The 14,592-nt window shown below is 60.2% G+C and carries 10 protein-coding genes, 1 tRNA gene and 2 pseudogenes; 7 read left to right on the top strand and 6 right to left on the bottom strand.

All coding sequences use genetic code 11. The features are described from left to right. Positions 1-895 precede the first annotated feature (895 nt). Both BA011_RS20945 and BA011_RS20950 read right to left on the bottom strand, forming a co-directional pair. Positions 896-1,474, bottom strand: coding sequence for a recombinase family protein (locus BA011_RS20945; RefSeq protein WP_065281852.1), 579 nt, complete (start codon positions 1,472-1,474; stop codon positions 896-898). Between the two features lie 617 nt (positions 1,475-2,091). Further along, positions 2,092-2,937 (bottom strand): hypothetical protein, encoded by an 846-nt coding sequence (locus BA011_RS20950; protein WP_065281853.1) that lies wholly within the window; start codon positions 2,935-2,937, stop codon positions 2,092-2,094. A gap of 240 nt (positions 2,938-3,177) precedes the next feature. On the opposite strand from BA011_RS20950, the pseudogene BA011_RS41880 reads away from it, so the two are divergent. From BA011_RS41880 to ltrA, 5 genes and pseudogenes are all read left to right on the top strand, one after another. Continuing rightward, positions 3,178-3,833, top strand: a pseudogene (locus BA011_RS41880) (IS3 family transposase); the annotation flags it as partial. A 175-nt stretch (positions 3,834-4,008) separates the two neighbouring features. Further along, entirely contained in the window at positions 4,009-5,562 is a 1,554-nt protein-coding gene (istA, locus tag BA011_RS20965; RefSeq protein ID WP_065279982.1) for an IS21 family transposase, read from the top strand. Between the two features lie 16 nt (positions 5,563-5,578). Then, positions 5,579-6,355: an IS21-like element helper ATPase IstB gene (gene istB, locus BA011_RS20970; RefSeq protein ID WP_065279981.1), complete on the top strand. Its 777-nt coding sequence runs from the start codon at positions 5,579-5,581 to the stop codon at positions 6,353-6,355. Positions 6,356-6,455: 100 nt separating this feature from the next. Then, a pseudogene (locus BA011_RS20975) lies at positions 6,456-6,959 on the top strand (IS3-like element ISAtu4 family transposase); the annotation flags it as partial. 976 nt (positions 6,960-7,935) lie between these two features. Beyond that, the gene (gene ltrA / locus BA011_RS20980) at positions 7,936-9,258 is read left to right on the top strand and encodes a group II intron reverse transcriptase/maturase (protein WP_186806473.1); all 1,323 of its coding nucleotides are present in this window, start codon (positions 7,936-7,938) and stop codon (positions 9,256-9,258) included. A 254-nt stretch (positions 9,259-9,512) separates the two neighbouring features. Here ltrA and BA011_RS20985 read toward each other — a convergent pair whose 3' ends face one another. The 3 genes from BA011_RS20985 to BA011_RS20995 all read right to left on the bottom strand — a co-directional run bounded on the left by BA011_RS20985 (position 9,513) and on the right by BA011_RS20995 (position 12,690). Beyond that, on the bottom strand, positions 9,513-10,895 hold the full coding sequence (locus BA011_RS20985) for an IS1380 family transposase (protein ID WP_065281854.1): 1,383 nt from the start codon (positions 10,893-10,895) through the stop codon (positions 9,513-9,515). A gap of 74 nt (positions 10,896-10,969) precedes the next feature. Further along, positions 10,970-12,517, bottom strand: a complete 1,548-nt coding sequence (locus tag BA011_RS20990; protein ID WP_065281855.1) for a hypothetical protein — start codon at positions 12,515-12,517, stop codon at positions 10,970-10,972. 86 nt (positions 12,518-12,603) lie between these two features. Next, positions 12,604-12,690, bottom strand: a tRNA-Leu gene (locus tag BA011_RS20995). 168 nt (positions 12,691-12,858) lie between these two features. Here BA011_RS20995 and BA011_RS21000 point away from each other — a divergent pair. Continuing rightward, positions 12,859-13,281 carry a BA14K family protein gene (locus BA011_RS21000; RefSeq protein ID WP_065281856.1) on the top strand — a complete coding sequence of 141 codons (423 nt, stop codon included), beginning with the start codon at positions 12,859-12,861 and terminating at the stop codon, positions 13,279-13,281. Positions 13,282-13,290: 9 nt separating this feature from the next. On the opposite strand, the gene BA011_RS21005 is transcribed toward BA011_RS21000, so the two are convergent. Beyond that, the gene (locus BA011_RS21005; protein ID WP_003544579.1) at positions 13,291-13,584 is read right to left on the bottom strand and encodes a SelT/SelW/SelH family protein; all 294 of its coding nucleotides are present in this window, start codon (positions 13,582-13,584) and stop codon (positions 13,291-13,293) included. A 203-nt stretch (positions 13,585-13,787) separates the two neighbouring features. Between BA011_RS21005 and BA011_RS21010 the strand changes: the two genes are divergently transcribed. Then, complete coding sequence (locus tag BA011_RS21010; protein WP_186806474.1) at positions 13,788-14,564, top strand: type 1 glutamine amidotransferase; 777 nt, start codon at positions 13,788-13,790, stop codon at positions 14,562-14,564. The last annotated feature ends 28 nt before the right edge of the window (positions 14,565-14,592 follow it).

Genomic DNA, 14,592 nt, shown 5'->3' on the forward strand with positions numbered 1-14,592 from the left:
AAGATCGTAACAACCCGTGAGGCATTCGAGAACATCCGAGTGAGGCAACGGCATTATTCTCCGGGAACACTCTTGGGTGAGGCAATACGAGTCTCACCTTGTTTGTCGCCGCGCAGTTCACCATCGGGGGCCTTTTCTGTTGTGGCGTGAGCTTCGCACAGCGCTGGCAGCGCTTCAGGGTAGGATAATCCCTGCGAGGGCTAAACGCTCGCGTGTGGTCGTCGTATTGCTGGCTAAGCCGAGCGATCTTTTCGCGCTGAGAAACTTCTCATTTCCCCGATCAGAGCGGACACTTGCCGAAAGGTCATGTGCTCAGTCGACCATACGACGTTCCGGGTCTGGCGCTCCGACAACGGCTTATGAGTTTTCCCGCTGAATGTTTCCCAACCGGTTGTCTCGCCTGTCTCCAGATCCATCACAGCGTCAATTCTGTAGTGGGGAGGGTGGATCTCGCCATTAAGGCAAACCCGCACCTGAGCATCACCAAGCGATCTATCACAGTCCAGTACTTGGCTCAGAACAATGCGAACATATTCCACCGGCAGCGTCGTGCTCAGTGTTCGCAACGTTGTTCCGTCAGGGCGGAAAGGCATCTAAATTCCCCGATTTGCAGTCCTTGAGCTGCCTATTTGCTGGCCTATCATCTTCAGCCGGGTTCGGTCTAGCGCTTGGATATCTACCGGCTCGGCATGATGCGAGCTTAAAGGGGCGCGCGATCAGCGTGCTTTATCGGAACGGATTGCGCACTGCATCCAATGTGAGCCAGTAAACGCAAACAGAGGAGGGCGCACATATACGCATGGCTTATTCGAAAGCCTTGCATTGGATGCATACAGCAAAGCCGCCCAATGGTTTCCCATGAGCAGCTTTAGAATTGCAGGTAGCTTGGCTGGCCCTATGCTGCCGCTTGCTCCTTCTTCGAAGCGCGAAGGATGCGCCAATAGCTGCTTTCGCTGATGTCGAGGACGGCTATGATCTCGGCCATGGTCTTGCCTGAGGCCTTCAGCTTTAGCACCTCCTCGCTCTGGCGCTGGGCAGTCGGCTGGCGTCCCGTGTACTTGCCTTCGGCCTTGGCCTTGGCCACGCCCTCGCGCTGGCGTTCAAGCATCATCTCGCGTTCGAACTGAGCGACAGCGCCCAGCACGCTCAGCATGAGCTTGCCCGTGGGCGTGCCAGTGTCGAGGTTCATGGCGAGGATGCGGAGAGATACGCCCTTCTTGTCGAGCCGATCAATGATTGACATGAGGTCGTGCATAGAGCGAGCGAGGCGGTCCAGCTTGGTCACAACAAGCGTGTCGCCCTCGCGAACGTAGTCAAGGCAGCGTTCAAGCTCGGCGCGCTCGGCAACCGATGAGACTTGCTCTGCGAAGGTCTTAGTGCAGCCGTGCTCTTTGAGGTCGCGAAGCTGGGCGTCGAAGCCCGCCTTCTGGTCAACTGTAGAGGTGCGGGCGTATCCGATGATGGTGGCGGTCATGAGTGAAGGTGTCCCCATTGGCAAGCGACTGTCACTTGCATCAAGGGTGTTGTGACAGTGCGAGTGTCAAAAGTCAATCCCTATCCATGTGACAGGTTCAGCTTTCTCATCTGCGCTCTGTCACACGATGCTGCCCTAGTGACAGGCAGTGCTCAGCGATAGATGCGTAGACCCACGGCCTTCATATGGAGGGCATAGGGCAAGCGCCCGCCAGCGTGCCGAGACCATGCGGCGCAGCGTGAAGGGCTGAGGCTGGCGGGGCTGTGTCATCTCAATGCGGGGCATCAGCGCTACGGCCTGTAGAGCATGAGCGCAGAGCGCGGGCCTATCGCTGGCCACAGTGCGCCCATGGCTGGCCTCGGGTCTCTGTCTGCCGGAATGTCCAGTAACAGCAGAAGGACCGCACAAGGCCAGCCGTGGGCAAGCTGAATGCCTAACGCTGAGCGTGGGCGCGCGTGCCGAGAATGATGCAGGGCGGGAGCACGGGCGACGATGCCGCCGCGATTGCCATCAATGCCATCAATAGGCCGCGAATTGGCGGGGCATGGGGGTGATCTGCGCGCTTCGTTCCATCATATCCCCTCCCTAATTTTCGGCAGAATTTTACCGCTAGGAGATTATCGCCGCTGCTCTCGGGACCACGGAAACCTGAAGTCGCACGCCTCAGGCTCAGCCAGCGCCAGGTTAATGAGACCCTGCCGCCTTGCCTTGGCGATTACGCCGCTGATCAGCGCCGCGCTTACTTGCAGCCGCCTCGCAATGTCGGCCTGTTTCGTCCCCTTGGCGTGGAGTCTGAGGACGTGCGAAAGGTCTAGTGCTGCGCCTTTGTGATTCCGTCTGTGCTCTCGCGCTGGGGAGATGGCGCGGGCGACGGTAGACGGCGGTATGCCGGTGCGTGCAGATATTGCAGCGTCCGTTAGTCCGTCCTTATGCAAAGCGATAAGCATTGCGTTGCGCTCTGCTGTCTTAGGCCGCTGGCCCATCCTGACAAGCGCAGCCTCCCGCCGCTGCTGTCGCTCGTGCGTGGTGTAGATCGTGGCCCGCGACGGGTCGAGAACAAGCGCTTTCCAACTGAGGTTGCTGGGGTCGAGATTGGTCACGTCTCCGTCTGCATAGGCGAGGACATGCGAAGGCGAAGGAGCAGGATCGAGCCACGCCGCCGCGATGATAGAGGCCGCGCGGTACGTGGTCCTTACGCCATCCTTGGCCAGGGCGCATAGCGGGTGCTTCCGCTTTGGCGTGGTCGAGCTATAGGCAATGTGGAGGATGCGGAGCGGGGCCCTCTTGGTGATCTTGCGCAGGGCGAAGGTGCCGGGGGCCGCGCCTCGGGCTTGCTTTAAGTCCCGCTCGGGGACGATCTCAGGAAGTCGAATAAGGTAGCCGTCAGCCCTGACAAGGTAGGTCGGATGATCCGCCACAATGCGGTAGCGATCGAAGGGGTTGAGGGTACGTCTCTTGTACATGGTGTTCCTTAGGCTGGCCGCAAGCTGGGCCTTAGGCTGGACAGTGTGCGTGAGCACTGGATAGGCGCTGCCGTGCAGACGGTGAGTCGCTGAGAGGCGTTAGGCTTGCGCTGGGGCGTGGGTAGCCGTGAGACCCAAGGACGCGCTGTAGGAGTCGTATGGCCGAAGCGTGAGGGGTGGCCTGCTGCCGGTTTCATGGACACGAGGTTAAGGTGTTCCTCCTGAAACCGGAGAGCATGAATGCAAAGACGAATATTCAGCCGCGAGTACAAGCTTGAGGCGGTGAAGCTGGTCAGGGAGCGTGGGGTTGCCGTTGCGCAGGCTGCCCGTGATCTTGATGTCCACGAGAATGTGTTGCGCAAATGGGTTCGGGAATACGGCGACGATCCCAGCCAATCCTTTCCTGGAAAAGGGCAAATGAAGCCGGAGCAGCTTGAGATCGAGCGGCTCCGTCGTGAAGTCGCAAAGCTGAAGGCAGAGCGCGATATCCTAAAAAAGGCCGCAGCCTACTTTGCCAGGGACGCGATATGAAGTTCGCGTTCGTTGCAAAGCACCGCTCGATCTGGCCGGTGGCATGGCTCTGTGAAGCGCTGGGAGTTTCTCGTTCAGGTTTCCACGCCTGGTTCAATCGTTCTCCGAGCGAACATGCACGCCATGACGAGGTCCTGCTGGAAAGGATCAAGCAGAGTTTCCAGTCCAGCGACCGCACCTATGGTGCCCGACGGGTCTGGCACGATGTGCTGGAGGAAGGGTTATCCTGTGGCCTCCATCGTATTGAGCGGCTGATGCGCTTGAATGCGCTCAGGGCAAGACCGAGGCGGCGTGGCTTGCCAAAGGATGCCGGTGACCGTGCCGTCATCATGCCTAACGTGCTGGACCGCCAGTTCGTGGCAGACCTGCGTGTTTCACTAATTTCGGGACAGCGATTCCGGTAATTCGCGGACAGCGATTTCAGTAAATACGGGACAGCGATTCCGCTAATTCCGGGACAGTCTCGGACGTGGATTTAAGGTCGATTTTCGCAAGCGCCGTTCTGGCAGATTGCCTCCTCATCATCGGTTGAGAGGGGCCATGCCAAGACGGAAGCAAGCGAGACGAACGACAGTGAAAGACATTCGATCGATACTGCGACTGACGCACGAGCAGGGCCTTTCGGTTCGCGCCGTTTCGGAACGCCTGAAGATCAGCAAAACCTCTGTGGCGACGTATCTGTTGCGAGCGAGGGAGACCGGACTTTCGGTCTGGCCGTTGCCTGCGGGCCTGGACGATGATGCCGCGCTGGAGCGACATCTTTTCCGGCGCGTTGGCCGGCCGCCACAGGACTTGGTCGAGCCGGATTGGCGGTCCGTTTCCGCCGAGCTGAAGCGCAAGGGTGTAACGCTGACGCTGCTCTGGCAGGAATACAGGGCGAGCCATCCCGACGGCTACGGCTACACATGGTTTTGCGACCGTTTTGCCGTCTTCGAACGCCGCGCTCACGCGACGTTCCGCAACCGTCATGAGGCGGGCGCGGTGATGCAGACGGATTATGCCGGCCACACCATCCCCATCATCGACCCTTCGACCGGCGTCATCCATTCGGCACAAATCTTTGTGGCGATGCTTCCCGCCTCGTCGTTGACATTCGCCTGTGCCAGCTTCAGCCAGAAACTGCCGGACTGGATCGAGGGCCAGGAACGCGCGCTGAGCTTCTTCGGCGGCGTCACGAAGGCGATCGTGTGCGACAACCTGAAGGCAGGCGTCGCCAAGGCGCTGTGGTTCGAGCCGACGCTCAACGCCACCTTCGCTGCTATGGCCGAACATTACGATACGACCATCCTGCCGACCAGAAGCCGCAAGCCGCGTGACAAAGCCAAGGTCGAAGGTGCAGTGCTGATCGTCGAGCGCTGGATATTGGCTCGCCTCAGAAACCGACGCTTCTTCAGTCTGGCTGATCTGAATGCCGCGATCTCGGTTCTGCTTGACGACTTGAACAACCGCCCGATGCGCCACATCGGAAAGTCGCGCCGAGACCTGTTCGAGGAGGTAGAGAGAAAGGCGCTTGCGCCGCTGCCAGCAACGCCGTTCGACTATGCGGAATGGAAATCGGCGAAGGTCCATCCCGATTACCATGTCGAGGTCGACAAGACCTTCTACTCTGTGCCGCACCGCTTGATCGGCCGACAGGTTGATGTGCGTCTGACCCACCGGGTGGTCGAGGTATTTCTCGATCACAAGCGGATTGCCAGCCATATCAGGCGTTCTCAGCGATCCGGGCATGTGACGGTCAACGAGCATATGCCCAAATCCCACCAGCGTTATGCCAACACGACGCCGGCATCGCTTTTGAACCAGGCGGCAAGGATCGGGGTGAACACCGCCATTCTGGTCGAGCGGATGATGCGCGATCGTCCTCATCCCGAACAAGGATATCGCTCGGCCTTCGGCATTCTGTCCCTTGCCCGCCGTTACGAGACGGATCGCCTGGAAGCGGCGTGCGAGCGGGCGCTGGTCATCAACTCCATCACCTATTCCTCTGTCGCCGCCATTCTCAAATCCGGTCTCGATCGAACCAAACCCCAGACAGACCCGGCAAAACCCACCCCGCCGCACACCAACATCCGCGGCGGCTCCTATTACCAGTGAAGGAAAGGAAAGACCCATGCTGACACATCCAACCCTCGATCAGATGCAGGCCCTTGGCCTTGCCGGAATGGCAACGGCCTATCGCGAACTTGCCGCTCAGAACAACAGCAGCGATCTCAGCCGCGACGAGTGGCTCGGCCTGATGCTCGATCGGGAAACGGCTCTGCGATCCGACAAGCGCCTGACCAACCGGCTTGCAGCTTCAAAGCTCCGCTTTCCCGACGCCTGCATCGAGAACATCGACTTTGCCGCTCATCGTGGTCTCGACCGCCGCAACACTCTGTCGCTTGCGCAAGGGGCGTGGTTGAAGGCACATGAGAATATGATCATCACCGGCCAGACCGGCACGGGAAAAACCTGGCTCGCCTGCGCCTTCGGCCGTCAGGCTGCCCGGCTCGATCATTCCATCCTCTACCTGCGTATGCCGCGTCTGTTCGAAGATCTGGGCCTTGCCAGGCTTGACGGCCGCTTTCCACGCCTGGTCGACAAACTCGCCCGCGTCCAGTTGCTGATCCTCGACGACTGGGGAACGCACACGCTCACAGATCAACAACGCCTCGACCTGCTGGAAATCTTCGAGGAACGCTATCGCCGGAAATCAACGCTCATCACCGCGCAGCTTCCTGTCGCCCAGTGGCATGACATGATCGGAGAACCGACCATCGCAGACGCAATCCTCGATCGGATCATCCACAATGCGCACCGCATTGCCCTTGAAGGCGACAGCATGCGACGGCAAAAAACACCATCCCACTTGACCGGCGCTGAAAACGGCGAAATCAATCGCTCATGACTTCAACCAGGCAGGCGAAAATCGACCACACCATGCTGTCCCGGAATTAGTGAAACCACTGTCCGCGATTTAGTGAAACGACTGTCCCGTTCTTCCGAAATACGCAGCAGACCGTCCGAACCAGAAATGGGTGGCTGACTTCACCTATATCTGGACCGCGGAAGGCTGGCTGTATGTCGCAGCCGTCATCGACCTGTTCTCACGCCGTGTCGTCGGCTGGTCGATGAATGCCAACATGACAGCCCAACTCGTCACAGATGCGCTGATCATGGCGATATGGCGTCGAGGAAAACCAGATGCTCTGCTGCATCACTCCGACCAGGGCAGCCAATATACCAGCGAGCAGTTCCAGCGCCTCATGGGAGATCACGGCATCACCTGCTCGATGAGCCGCTCTGGAAATGTCTGGGACAACGCTGCAATGGAGAGCTTCTTCTCCTCACTGAAAACGGAGAGAACGGCACGGAAGGTTTATCGCACGAGGAATGACGCCAGAGCCGATGTGTTCGATTACATCGAGCGCTTCTACAACCCGAAGCGTCGCCACTCGACACTGGGCTATCTCAGCCCCAATGACTTTGAAACAAAGGTGGGATTAGCTTAACCTCGTGTCCGATAAACCGGCAGCAGGCCAAACCGCCGCAGTCTGCGACGATTTCCCTACGCGCTATCGCAGCAGTCGCGGTGCGGGAGAACATGCAGACCAAGAGGGCCTAAGCTTCGTCGGAACGATTGGTGCGGCCAAGGGCGGTCTCAGGGTAGTGTGACATTATAATAAGAATTGTCTGACACGGCGGAACGCTCACGCCAAAGCCAACCGCCTTAGCCTACGCCGATCTGAACCCGCAGCGCGCCCGGCTATATGACGCGCTGCGTTCTGTGATGCTGTCGCAACTTTATGCGTCTGTCAGTTGCTCGGCCTTAGGCACGCTGTCGGCCAGCCCTTTGAGGTCGAGCTTTGAGATAGCCTTAAGCATCTCGGGTGTTCCCGAGTGATAGTATCCGGCCGCATCGCCTTCGGTAGAGTGGCCTTGAATTGCATTAACCAACAGGATGTCGCACCCAGAGCGGTTAGCCCGCTTTTCTCAGTGCGCCCCGACGGCGCGTAACACCAGTGGAGGAAGGTTCCACCCAGATAATTGTCGATAGGTCTGGTAGCTGACGAGCGGCTTGGCAGGGTAACCGGCCGGGCCGAAGCCTCGTGACAAAGGCCGCCTTGGGCGGTTGAGCAATCCAGTGGGCCGTAACGAGTGTGAAGCCTGAGCAGGCCTCGAAAGTGAAGATGCGGATGCCGACCCTCCTGAGATTAGGGGAAGGCAGCACGAGCGGGGAAGAAATCGACGAGCGCACCCGCTCGATTCGCCGGGGTAGTGGGCACGGCACGCTGGAAAGGTGGTGCGGGTAATCGGGGGAGACCCGTCCCGGGCGAGGGTAGCGGCCTCAACGGCGTGCTTGGCACGCCGGTCTGGAGCGGGAGTCGGACAGGGTCATACTACTGCTGAGGCCGGGTAATGCCGGTGGAGGGAAGGCCCCTGACTTCTGGTGTGCTTTTGACGATGATGAGGTGGAGGTGATTGGCGATGAGCCTGCAAACGCCTGATAAGATCCGGACTCTTCAGAGGAAGCTGTATCGTAAAGCGAAGGCGGAGCCTGCCTTCCGCTTTTACGCTCTCTACGACAAGATCTGTCGCGACGACATTCTGTACCATGCCTATCGGCTAGCCCGCTCCAATGCTGGTTCGCCGGGCGTCGACGGCGTGACGTTCGCGCGGATCGAGGCGGCGGGAGCGCAGGAGTGGCTGGCGGGACTGCGCGAGGAACTCGTTTCGAAAACGTATCGGCCCCAACTGGTACGACGGGTCATGCTACCAAAGCCTGGAGGTGGAGAAAGGCCGCTCGGTATTCCGACTATTCGGGATCGTGTCGTCCAGACTGCCGCCAAGCTGGTGCTTGAACCGATCTTCGAGGCGGATTTCGAGGATAGCGCCTATGGCTATCGCCCCAATCGGGGTGGTGGTCAGGCGGTCAAGGAGGTGCACCGGCTAATATGCCGGGGTTACACCGATGTGGTCGACGCTGATTTGTCGGGATATTTCGACTCGATTCCGCACGCGGACCTTCTACGATCCGTGGCCCGCAGGGTCGTCGACAGGCATGTGCTGCATCTTATCAAGATGTGGCTGAAAGCGCCTGTTGAAGAACGGGATGGCGACGGCAAGCGGCGCATGAGTGGTGGTCGCAACGCAACGAGCGGAACGCCTCAGGGCGGTGTCGCGAGTCCGATGCTGGCCAACATCTACATGAACCGTTTCCTGAAGCATTGGCGGCAGACCGCACGGGGAGAAGCGTTCCAAGCCCACGTCGTTTCCTACGCCGACGACTTCGTCATCCTCAGCCGTGGTTATGCGGAAGAGGCTCTGTCGTGGACGCGGCTGGTTATGGCGAAGCTCGGGCTCACCCTCAATGAGGCGAAAACCTCGGTGAGGAATGCACGACAGGAGCATTTCGACTTCCTTGGCTATAGCTTTGGCCCCGAGCATTTTCGCAAGGATGGTCATTGGTATCTGGGCGCAAGCCCATCTCGGAAAAGTGTCCAGCGGCTCAAGAAAAAGGTGAGCGATTTGCTCGTGCCCGGTGAGATGGGGACATGGCCCGACGTGCGGAACCGGCTCAACCGCCTTTTGCGCGGCTGGTCGACCTACTTCGGTTATGGCTCCCGCCTTCCGGCATATCGGGCGGTCGACAACCATGTTTACGAGCGTGTGCGAAACTTCCTCACGCGGCGGCACAAGGTGGCAGGGCGCGGGTCGCACCGTTTCTCCGATGACTATGTCTTTGGAGAGGGCGGTGTGCTGCGCCTTCGACGCGTCCACATCGGGCCACCTCCGAGAGCTATGCGGTGAAGCCAGTCGGAAAGCCGGATGCCGGAAATCGGCACGTCCGGTTTGACGAGCGGGGACAGGAAACGGGACTCATGTCACCGCGCCTGTCCTCGACTCTACCCGCCTGGCAGTTTTGGCTCTATAGTTGAAGCTAGTCGGCTGCGGTTTTAGGGCGTGGCATTGAAGGCGAGCGCAGGGGCGCCGCGGCGTGCGGCGATTGGAGTTTGTGCGATGTATCCTGTGTTGTTGGCGGTCGGGGTTTCGATCCTGCGGCATCATCGGGCCGCGGCGCATATTCGGGCGTGTGCCCGGATGAATTCGTCGGCATAGGGGCAAGCCGACGTCATCGCCACTTTGATGCGGCGCACCGAGACGCGAACCTGCGCGCCGATTTTCAAAAGCTTCAGCCTGATGGTGCCGCAGGTGGCCTCGGCGAGCCGGGTATGGACAAGGCCGAGGCGGCGCAGGGCGCAGATCAGGACATAGGCAAACGAGGCGAACCAGAGCCGCAGTTGATTGGCGCGCATGGTATGGGCACTGGTGCGGTCGGCGTAGAGGTCGAGCTGGCATTCCTTAATCCGGTTTTCCATATCGCCGCGAGCGCAGTAGAGATCCTCGTAAAGCGCCTGTGGCGCCCAGCACGCCGGTTTGAGGGAGGTCACGATGAAGCGCGGATTGGCGCCCAGCAGGGTCCATTCGGCCTTTCCGACGACCCGCCTGCGGCGTGTCCAACTGTCTTTCGTCGACCACATGAAGTCGACAAAGACGCGGGCTGCCAGGCCGCTTGCCTTGGATGACAGGCGCGCTTCCTCCAAGGCCGAGGCGATCTGCCCTTCCAGCCGCGAGTTGCGCGCCAGGCCAAAGACATAATCGATCTGATTGCTCTCGCACCAGTCCATCAGTTCGTCGCGAGCAAAGCCGGAATCGGCACGCAGGACGATGCGCACGTTCGGCCAGCTTTGGCGGATCTGCCCGATGATGCGATCGAGTTCGGCTACCGATCCTGCGCTGGCGTCAATGTTCGAACGCCGCAGCTTGGCCGAAAGCAGGTGGCGGCCACAGAAGATGTAGAGTGGCAAATAGCAATGGCAGCCATAATAGCCATGGAAGAATGTCCCCTCCTGGTGGCCGTGCAGCGGATCGTCGGTGGCATCGAGATCGAGCACGATTTCCTCAGGCGGCCTGTCGTGGGCCTCCAGGAACAGGTCGACAAACAGGGCTTCCAGCGCTTGCCTGTCGTAACCGATCTTGTGATAGCGCGTCGGCGCCCCGAGGCGCCCATGCTCCAGTCGGTTCAGCGTCGACTTGCCGGCAAGGACCGCACAGTCTTGCCGCTTCGGCGTCAGGCTCTGCGACAAAAGCCCAAGAACGGGATCGTGGCGCAGCGTGTCATGGTCATCGACGTCCTCGTATCCCAAGGCGATCGCGGCGATGCGCTGGCCAACCAGCGTGCGCACGCTGTGGACCGTGCAAGCCGGATCGCGACCATCGACAAAGCACGCCGCCACCCGGTCGAACAGGCCGATGGCTCTGTCGACATGGCGAAGGAGCAAGGCGCCGGCATCTGAGGTGATCGCTCCGCCGTCGAAATCTGCCACAACTTTGTGGCCGTCGAAGCCTTCAAATTCAAGCTGCGCGCGGATACACTGTGTCTGCATCGGACCCCGTCTTTCAATCTGATAACTCTTTGTTGCAAAAGCAGTTTCTCAGATTCTTGGGGCCGATGCACCCCTTACTTTGAGATATTCAGGTTAGGAAGCTCCGACTTAAACCAGTGCCTGAACGAATGCGTCGGCCCTTTACGCTTGTCGGTGATACCCAATCCGCGTACCCAGGTGCCGACCCGATTACTGACACCCTTCGAAGGGTGCTTCTGGTCGTCTCGCAGCTGGATTGCCGCCTTTCCCTTACTGCCTCCATAAAACAAAGGCCCTTTGCCTCGGGTCTTTACAAACTCAAGGAAGCCATCTGCGATGAGGTCCGGGTGGATTGGTACGACCCTCTCTGATCCCTCGTTCTTAAGCGACCCGCCGTCCGGTGCGGGGGTGATATGGAGACAGGGGTTACCAGCATCATCGGTGATGACCATGGTTGCCCAAAGCTGCGCTATCTCTGCGACACGCGAGCCTGTCTGGGCTTGGAGCCACGGTATCCACCGGAGGTGCGCTAGCGTTTCCTTACGCGCCGCACTGAGTATAAGCGCCACCTCGGGGCGGGTGAAAGGCAGACGCCTTGTTCCTGCCACGGCCTTCTGTGGTGCCTTCACGCCTTCGAAGGGATTGCGGTTGATGCCGGTCGTCTCGCTGTCTCTGAGACCGAAGCGGTAGAGCGTGTTGAGCGCGGCGAGGTAGGTTGTCGAGATCTTCTTAAGGCCTTCAGCTATAAGCGCGTCCTTCCAGCGCAAAGCGTCGGATCGTTCAACCCGGTGCGGATCGTCATGCCCTACGAACTTCGTAAAGCGCGCCAAGTAGCCGCGCCATGTCGAAATGGTAGAAGCAGCGCGCTTGTCCGCCGCCTTCCAGCGGTCGAAGAGATCGTCGAAGGTCTTGACGTACTCGTCGGTCGAGTGCCGCGCGGCGGTGGTCTTGGCTTTCCATTGCGGGTATTGCGCCGCGTAAGGGTCGGCCGCGTAGTTTCCGTGGCTGCGCTGCGCGAGCGTTTCCGCGACCCGCCTCAAAGTCGCCGGTAGCCCTTCGACCAGATCGCGATATGACTTCTCTGACAGCAGCAAGGCGCGGGCGGACAGGAAAGCGTCAAGGTCGACGATGCGGCTAACACGTGCGACGGCGGCGGCTCTGCCCTTGGGCGTCAGCGTTCGAATGCCCTCTTCGGCGTCGGTGATCATGTCCTCCCACTCGGAAAGCTCGCTCCACTCCTCGACCCCATCGTCCACGACAATCTTATGGCGCGCCGGGGGATCGGCCTCATACTGGGCAAGGAGTGCTTTGTGGATCTCGCCCAACAAAGAGGTGATATCCATATGGGAAAGATCTTCAGGCCCGCGCTGCGCTGCATCTAGGAATGCTTCGACATGGCCTAAGGCTGCGGCGTGACGAACTTTAGCCAGTCGCGATGCGGGAGCGCCAAGGGAAAAGGTGATCATATCGCCTAGCGTGACCGTGACCATATAGGTGGCGCTGTCCGGTGCGGTCGTTACGGGAAGATAAATCGAGAGCTTTTTGCCGCGCAAAATGGGCAGGAGAGCGGTAGGGACGCGCTTCTTAAATTGCTCGTTCTTCGTGCCAGCGCGCTTCATTGGTCGGGAGATCCGCATTACCATTGTGTGGCGCTCCTGTGTGACACTGAGGAGCAGTCAACCCCTTGAAATGCTAAAAGAATAACGATTTCAAGGGGGACAAAAGGAAATGGTGCCCAGAAGAGGACTCGAACCTCCACACCCTTTCGGGTACCAGCACCTGAAGCTGGCGCGTCTACCAATTCCGCCATCTGGGCGACGGAGAGCGATGTAAGGGGGTGGCCCCTGACTGTCAACTGGGTTTTTGAAGTTTTTCTGACAGGTGGCGAGAAAGCAGCCGATCACATGGGCGGGAGTGGCCCGAGGCGGGCATAGCGCTTCGGTGGTCACGCCCTATATAAAGGAAATATCGAAAGGAATGCCTCATGCTTGCTCCCCGCACGCTTCTGCTCGCCGGCCTTCTCGCCATGCTCACGCCCGCCATCGCCGGGGCTGATTCGCTGAAGCTCGGCAAGCCGGGGGTTGCGCCGCTGAACACGGGCTCGACGCTCTGCGATTTTCGCGGCTGCTTCGGTTTCGGGCCGCAGCAATGGCATCGCCCCGCCTATGTCCAGCCGAACTACCGTCCACGCGGCGCGACCGGGCCGACTTACTACCAGCCGGGGGCTGCCGGCCGGCCGCAGCTGACCTATGATCCGCCGCCGGTGCGCAGAGTGCAGCCGAAGGCGCGCGACATGAACAGCCATGCCGCCTGGTGCAGCAACGAGTACCGCTCCTACAATCCGCGGACCGACCGTTTCCTCACCTATGAAGGCATCTACAAGACCTGCCGCTCGCCCTATCGCTGATCGACGTGATCAGCTTTCGAGCGAGGCGCGGTCGACATGGCCGAGATCGCGGCCGGGCTCGACGATGTCGCGGACCCGCTGCTTCAGCTCCTTCGGCCCGGGAAAGCCGCCGTCGCGCTTGCGCTCCCAGATCAGATCGCCATTGACGCGGATCTCGAAATTGCCGCCGGTGGCGGGGATCAGCGCCACTTCACCGAGGCTGTCGGAAAATGTGTGCAGCAGTTCCTGCGCCATCCAGCTGGCGCGCAGCAGCCAGTTGCATTGGGTGCAGTAGAGGATCGTGACGCGGGCTTTTTCGGTCATAGCGATGTCCTTTCGTTTGCTCAGATTTAAGGCCTGTCGCGTGCCGGCGCAATTGCTTCGCTAGAGCATGATGCCGAAAAGTGTGAGCGGTTTTCGGGCGACATCATGCTATAACTATTTAATTAAGAACAGGATTCAGGCTTTGGGTCGAACCGGCCTAAGGCCTGAATCCTGTTCTGGCGTCTTGCGCGCCGTCCTCCGTCATGGTCTCTTCCCGTGGTCGGCCATACCGGGAAGAGCCCATGCGCGTCGCAGTCATCGAAAACATGCGGAATACCGGCCTCGGCGCGCTTGCCGCGGCCCTCGACGAGGCCGGCGCGGAGATGGAGTGGTTCCGGGTGTGGCAGGATGGCGTCCTGCCGAAAGATATATCCGGCCATGACGCGCTGGTCGTTCTCGGCGGCGAGCACAGCGCGCTGGATGACGAAACCCACCCCTATCTGCCGGAACTCGTCCGGCTCACGCGCCGCTTCGGTGATGCCGGCAAGGCGGTGCTCGGCATCTGCCTCGGCAGCCAGATCCTCGCCCGCGCCTATGGCGCCGACAATCATTTAGGAATCGCCCGCGAATTCGGCTGGCACGGGATCGGCGTCACCGCCGAGGGCCGGGCCGATCCGCTGCTGTCGGCGCTTGGCGGTGAGTTCACCATCTTCGAATGGCATGCCGATACGTTTTCGCTGCCCGAAGGCGCAGTCCGTCTCGCCTCGAGCCCCGTTGCCGAGAACCAGGCGTTCCGCATCGGCCGCGCCGTCTATGGCACCCAGTTCCATTTCGAGGCCAATGCTGCGGTCGTCGAGCAATGGAAGGCCGAATTTCCCGATACGATCGCGCGCATTGCGCCCGGCTGGCTGGAGGGCCATGCCGAACTGGCGGCAAGACACGCCGGTGCCGCCGATGCCGCAGGCCTTGCCATCGCGCGCGCCTGGGTCAGCCTGATCGAGCGGGAAGAGGTCGAAATGCTGTCGCAGGTCTCGGCTTGAGGGGTGATGCGATGCCGGCCAGCGAACG

The sequence above is a fragment of the Rhizobium leguminosarum genome (genome assembly GCF_001679785.1).
GTDB classification, from domain to species: Bacteria; Pseudomonadota; Alphaproteobacteria; order Rhizobiales; family Rhizobiaceae; genus Rhizobium; species Rhizobium leguminosarum_R.

Coding starts and splice junctions, on each gene's coding strand:
- BA011_RS20950 (WP_065281853.1), bottom strand. CDS start 2,937: ATGTACAAGAGACGTACCCTCAACCCCTTCGATCGCTACCGCATTGTG.
- BA011_RS20945 (WP_065281852.1), bottom strand. CDS start 1,474: ATGACCGCCACCATCATCGGATACGCCCGCACCTCTACAGTTGACCAG.
- BA011_RS21000 (WP_065281856.1), top strand. CDS start 12,859: ATGCTTGCTCCCCGCACGCTTCTGCTCGCCGGCCTTCTCGCCATGCTC.
- BA011_RS20985 (WP_065281854.1), bottom strand. CDS start 10,895: ATGCAGACACAGTGTATCCGCGCGCAGCTTGAATTTGAAGGCTTCGAC.
- BA011_RS21010 (WP_186806474.1), top strand. CDS start 13,788: ATGGTCTCTTCCCGTGGTCGGCCATACCGGGAAGAGCCCATGCGCGTC.
- BA011_RS20990 (WP_065281855.1), bottom strand. CDS start 12,517: ATGGTAATGCGGATCTCCCGACCAATGAAGCGCGCTGGCACGAAGAAC.
- istB (WP_065279981.1), top strand. CDS start 5,579: ATGCTGACACATCCAACCCTCGATCAGATGCAGGCCCTTGGCCTTGCC.
- istA (WP_065279982.1), top strand. CDS start 4,009: ATGCCAAGACGGAAGCAAGCGAGACGAACGACAGTGAAAGACATTCGA.
- BA011_RS21005 (WP_003544579.1), bottom strand. CDS start 13,584: ATGACCGAAAAAGCCCGCGTCACGATCCTCTACTGCACCCAATGCAAC.
- ltrA (WP_186806473.1), top strand. CDS start 7,936: ATGAGCCTGCAAACGCCTGATAAGATCCGGACTCTTCAGAGGAAGCTG.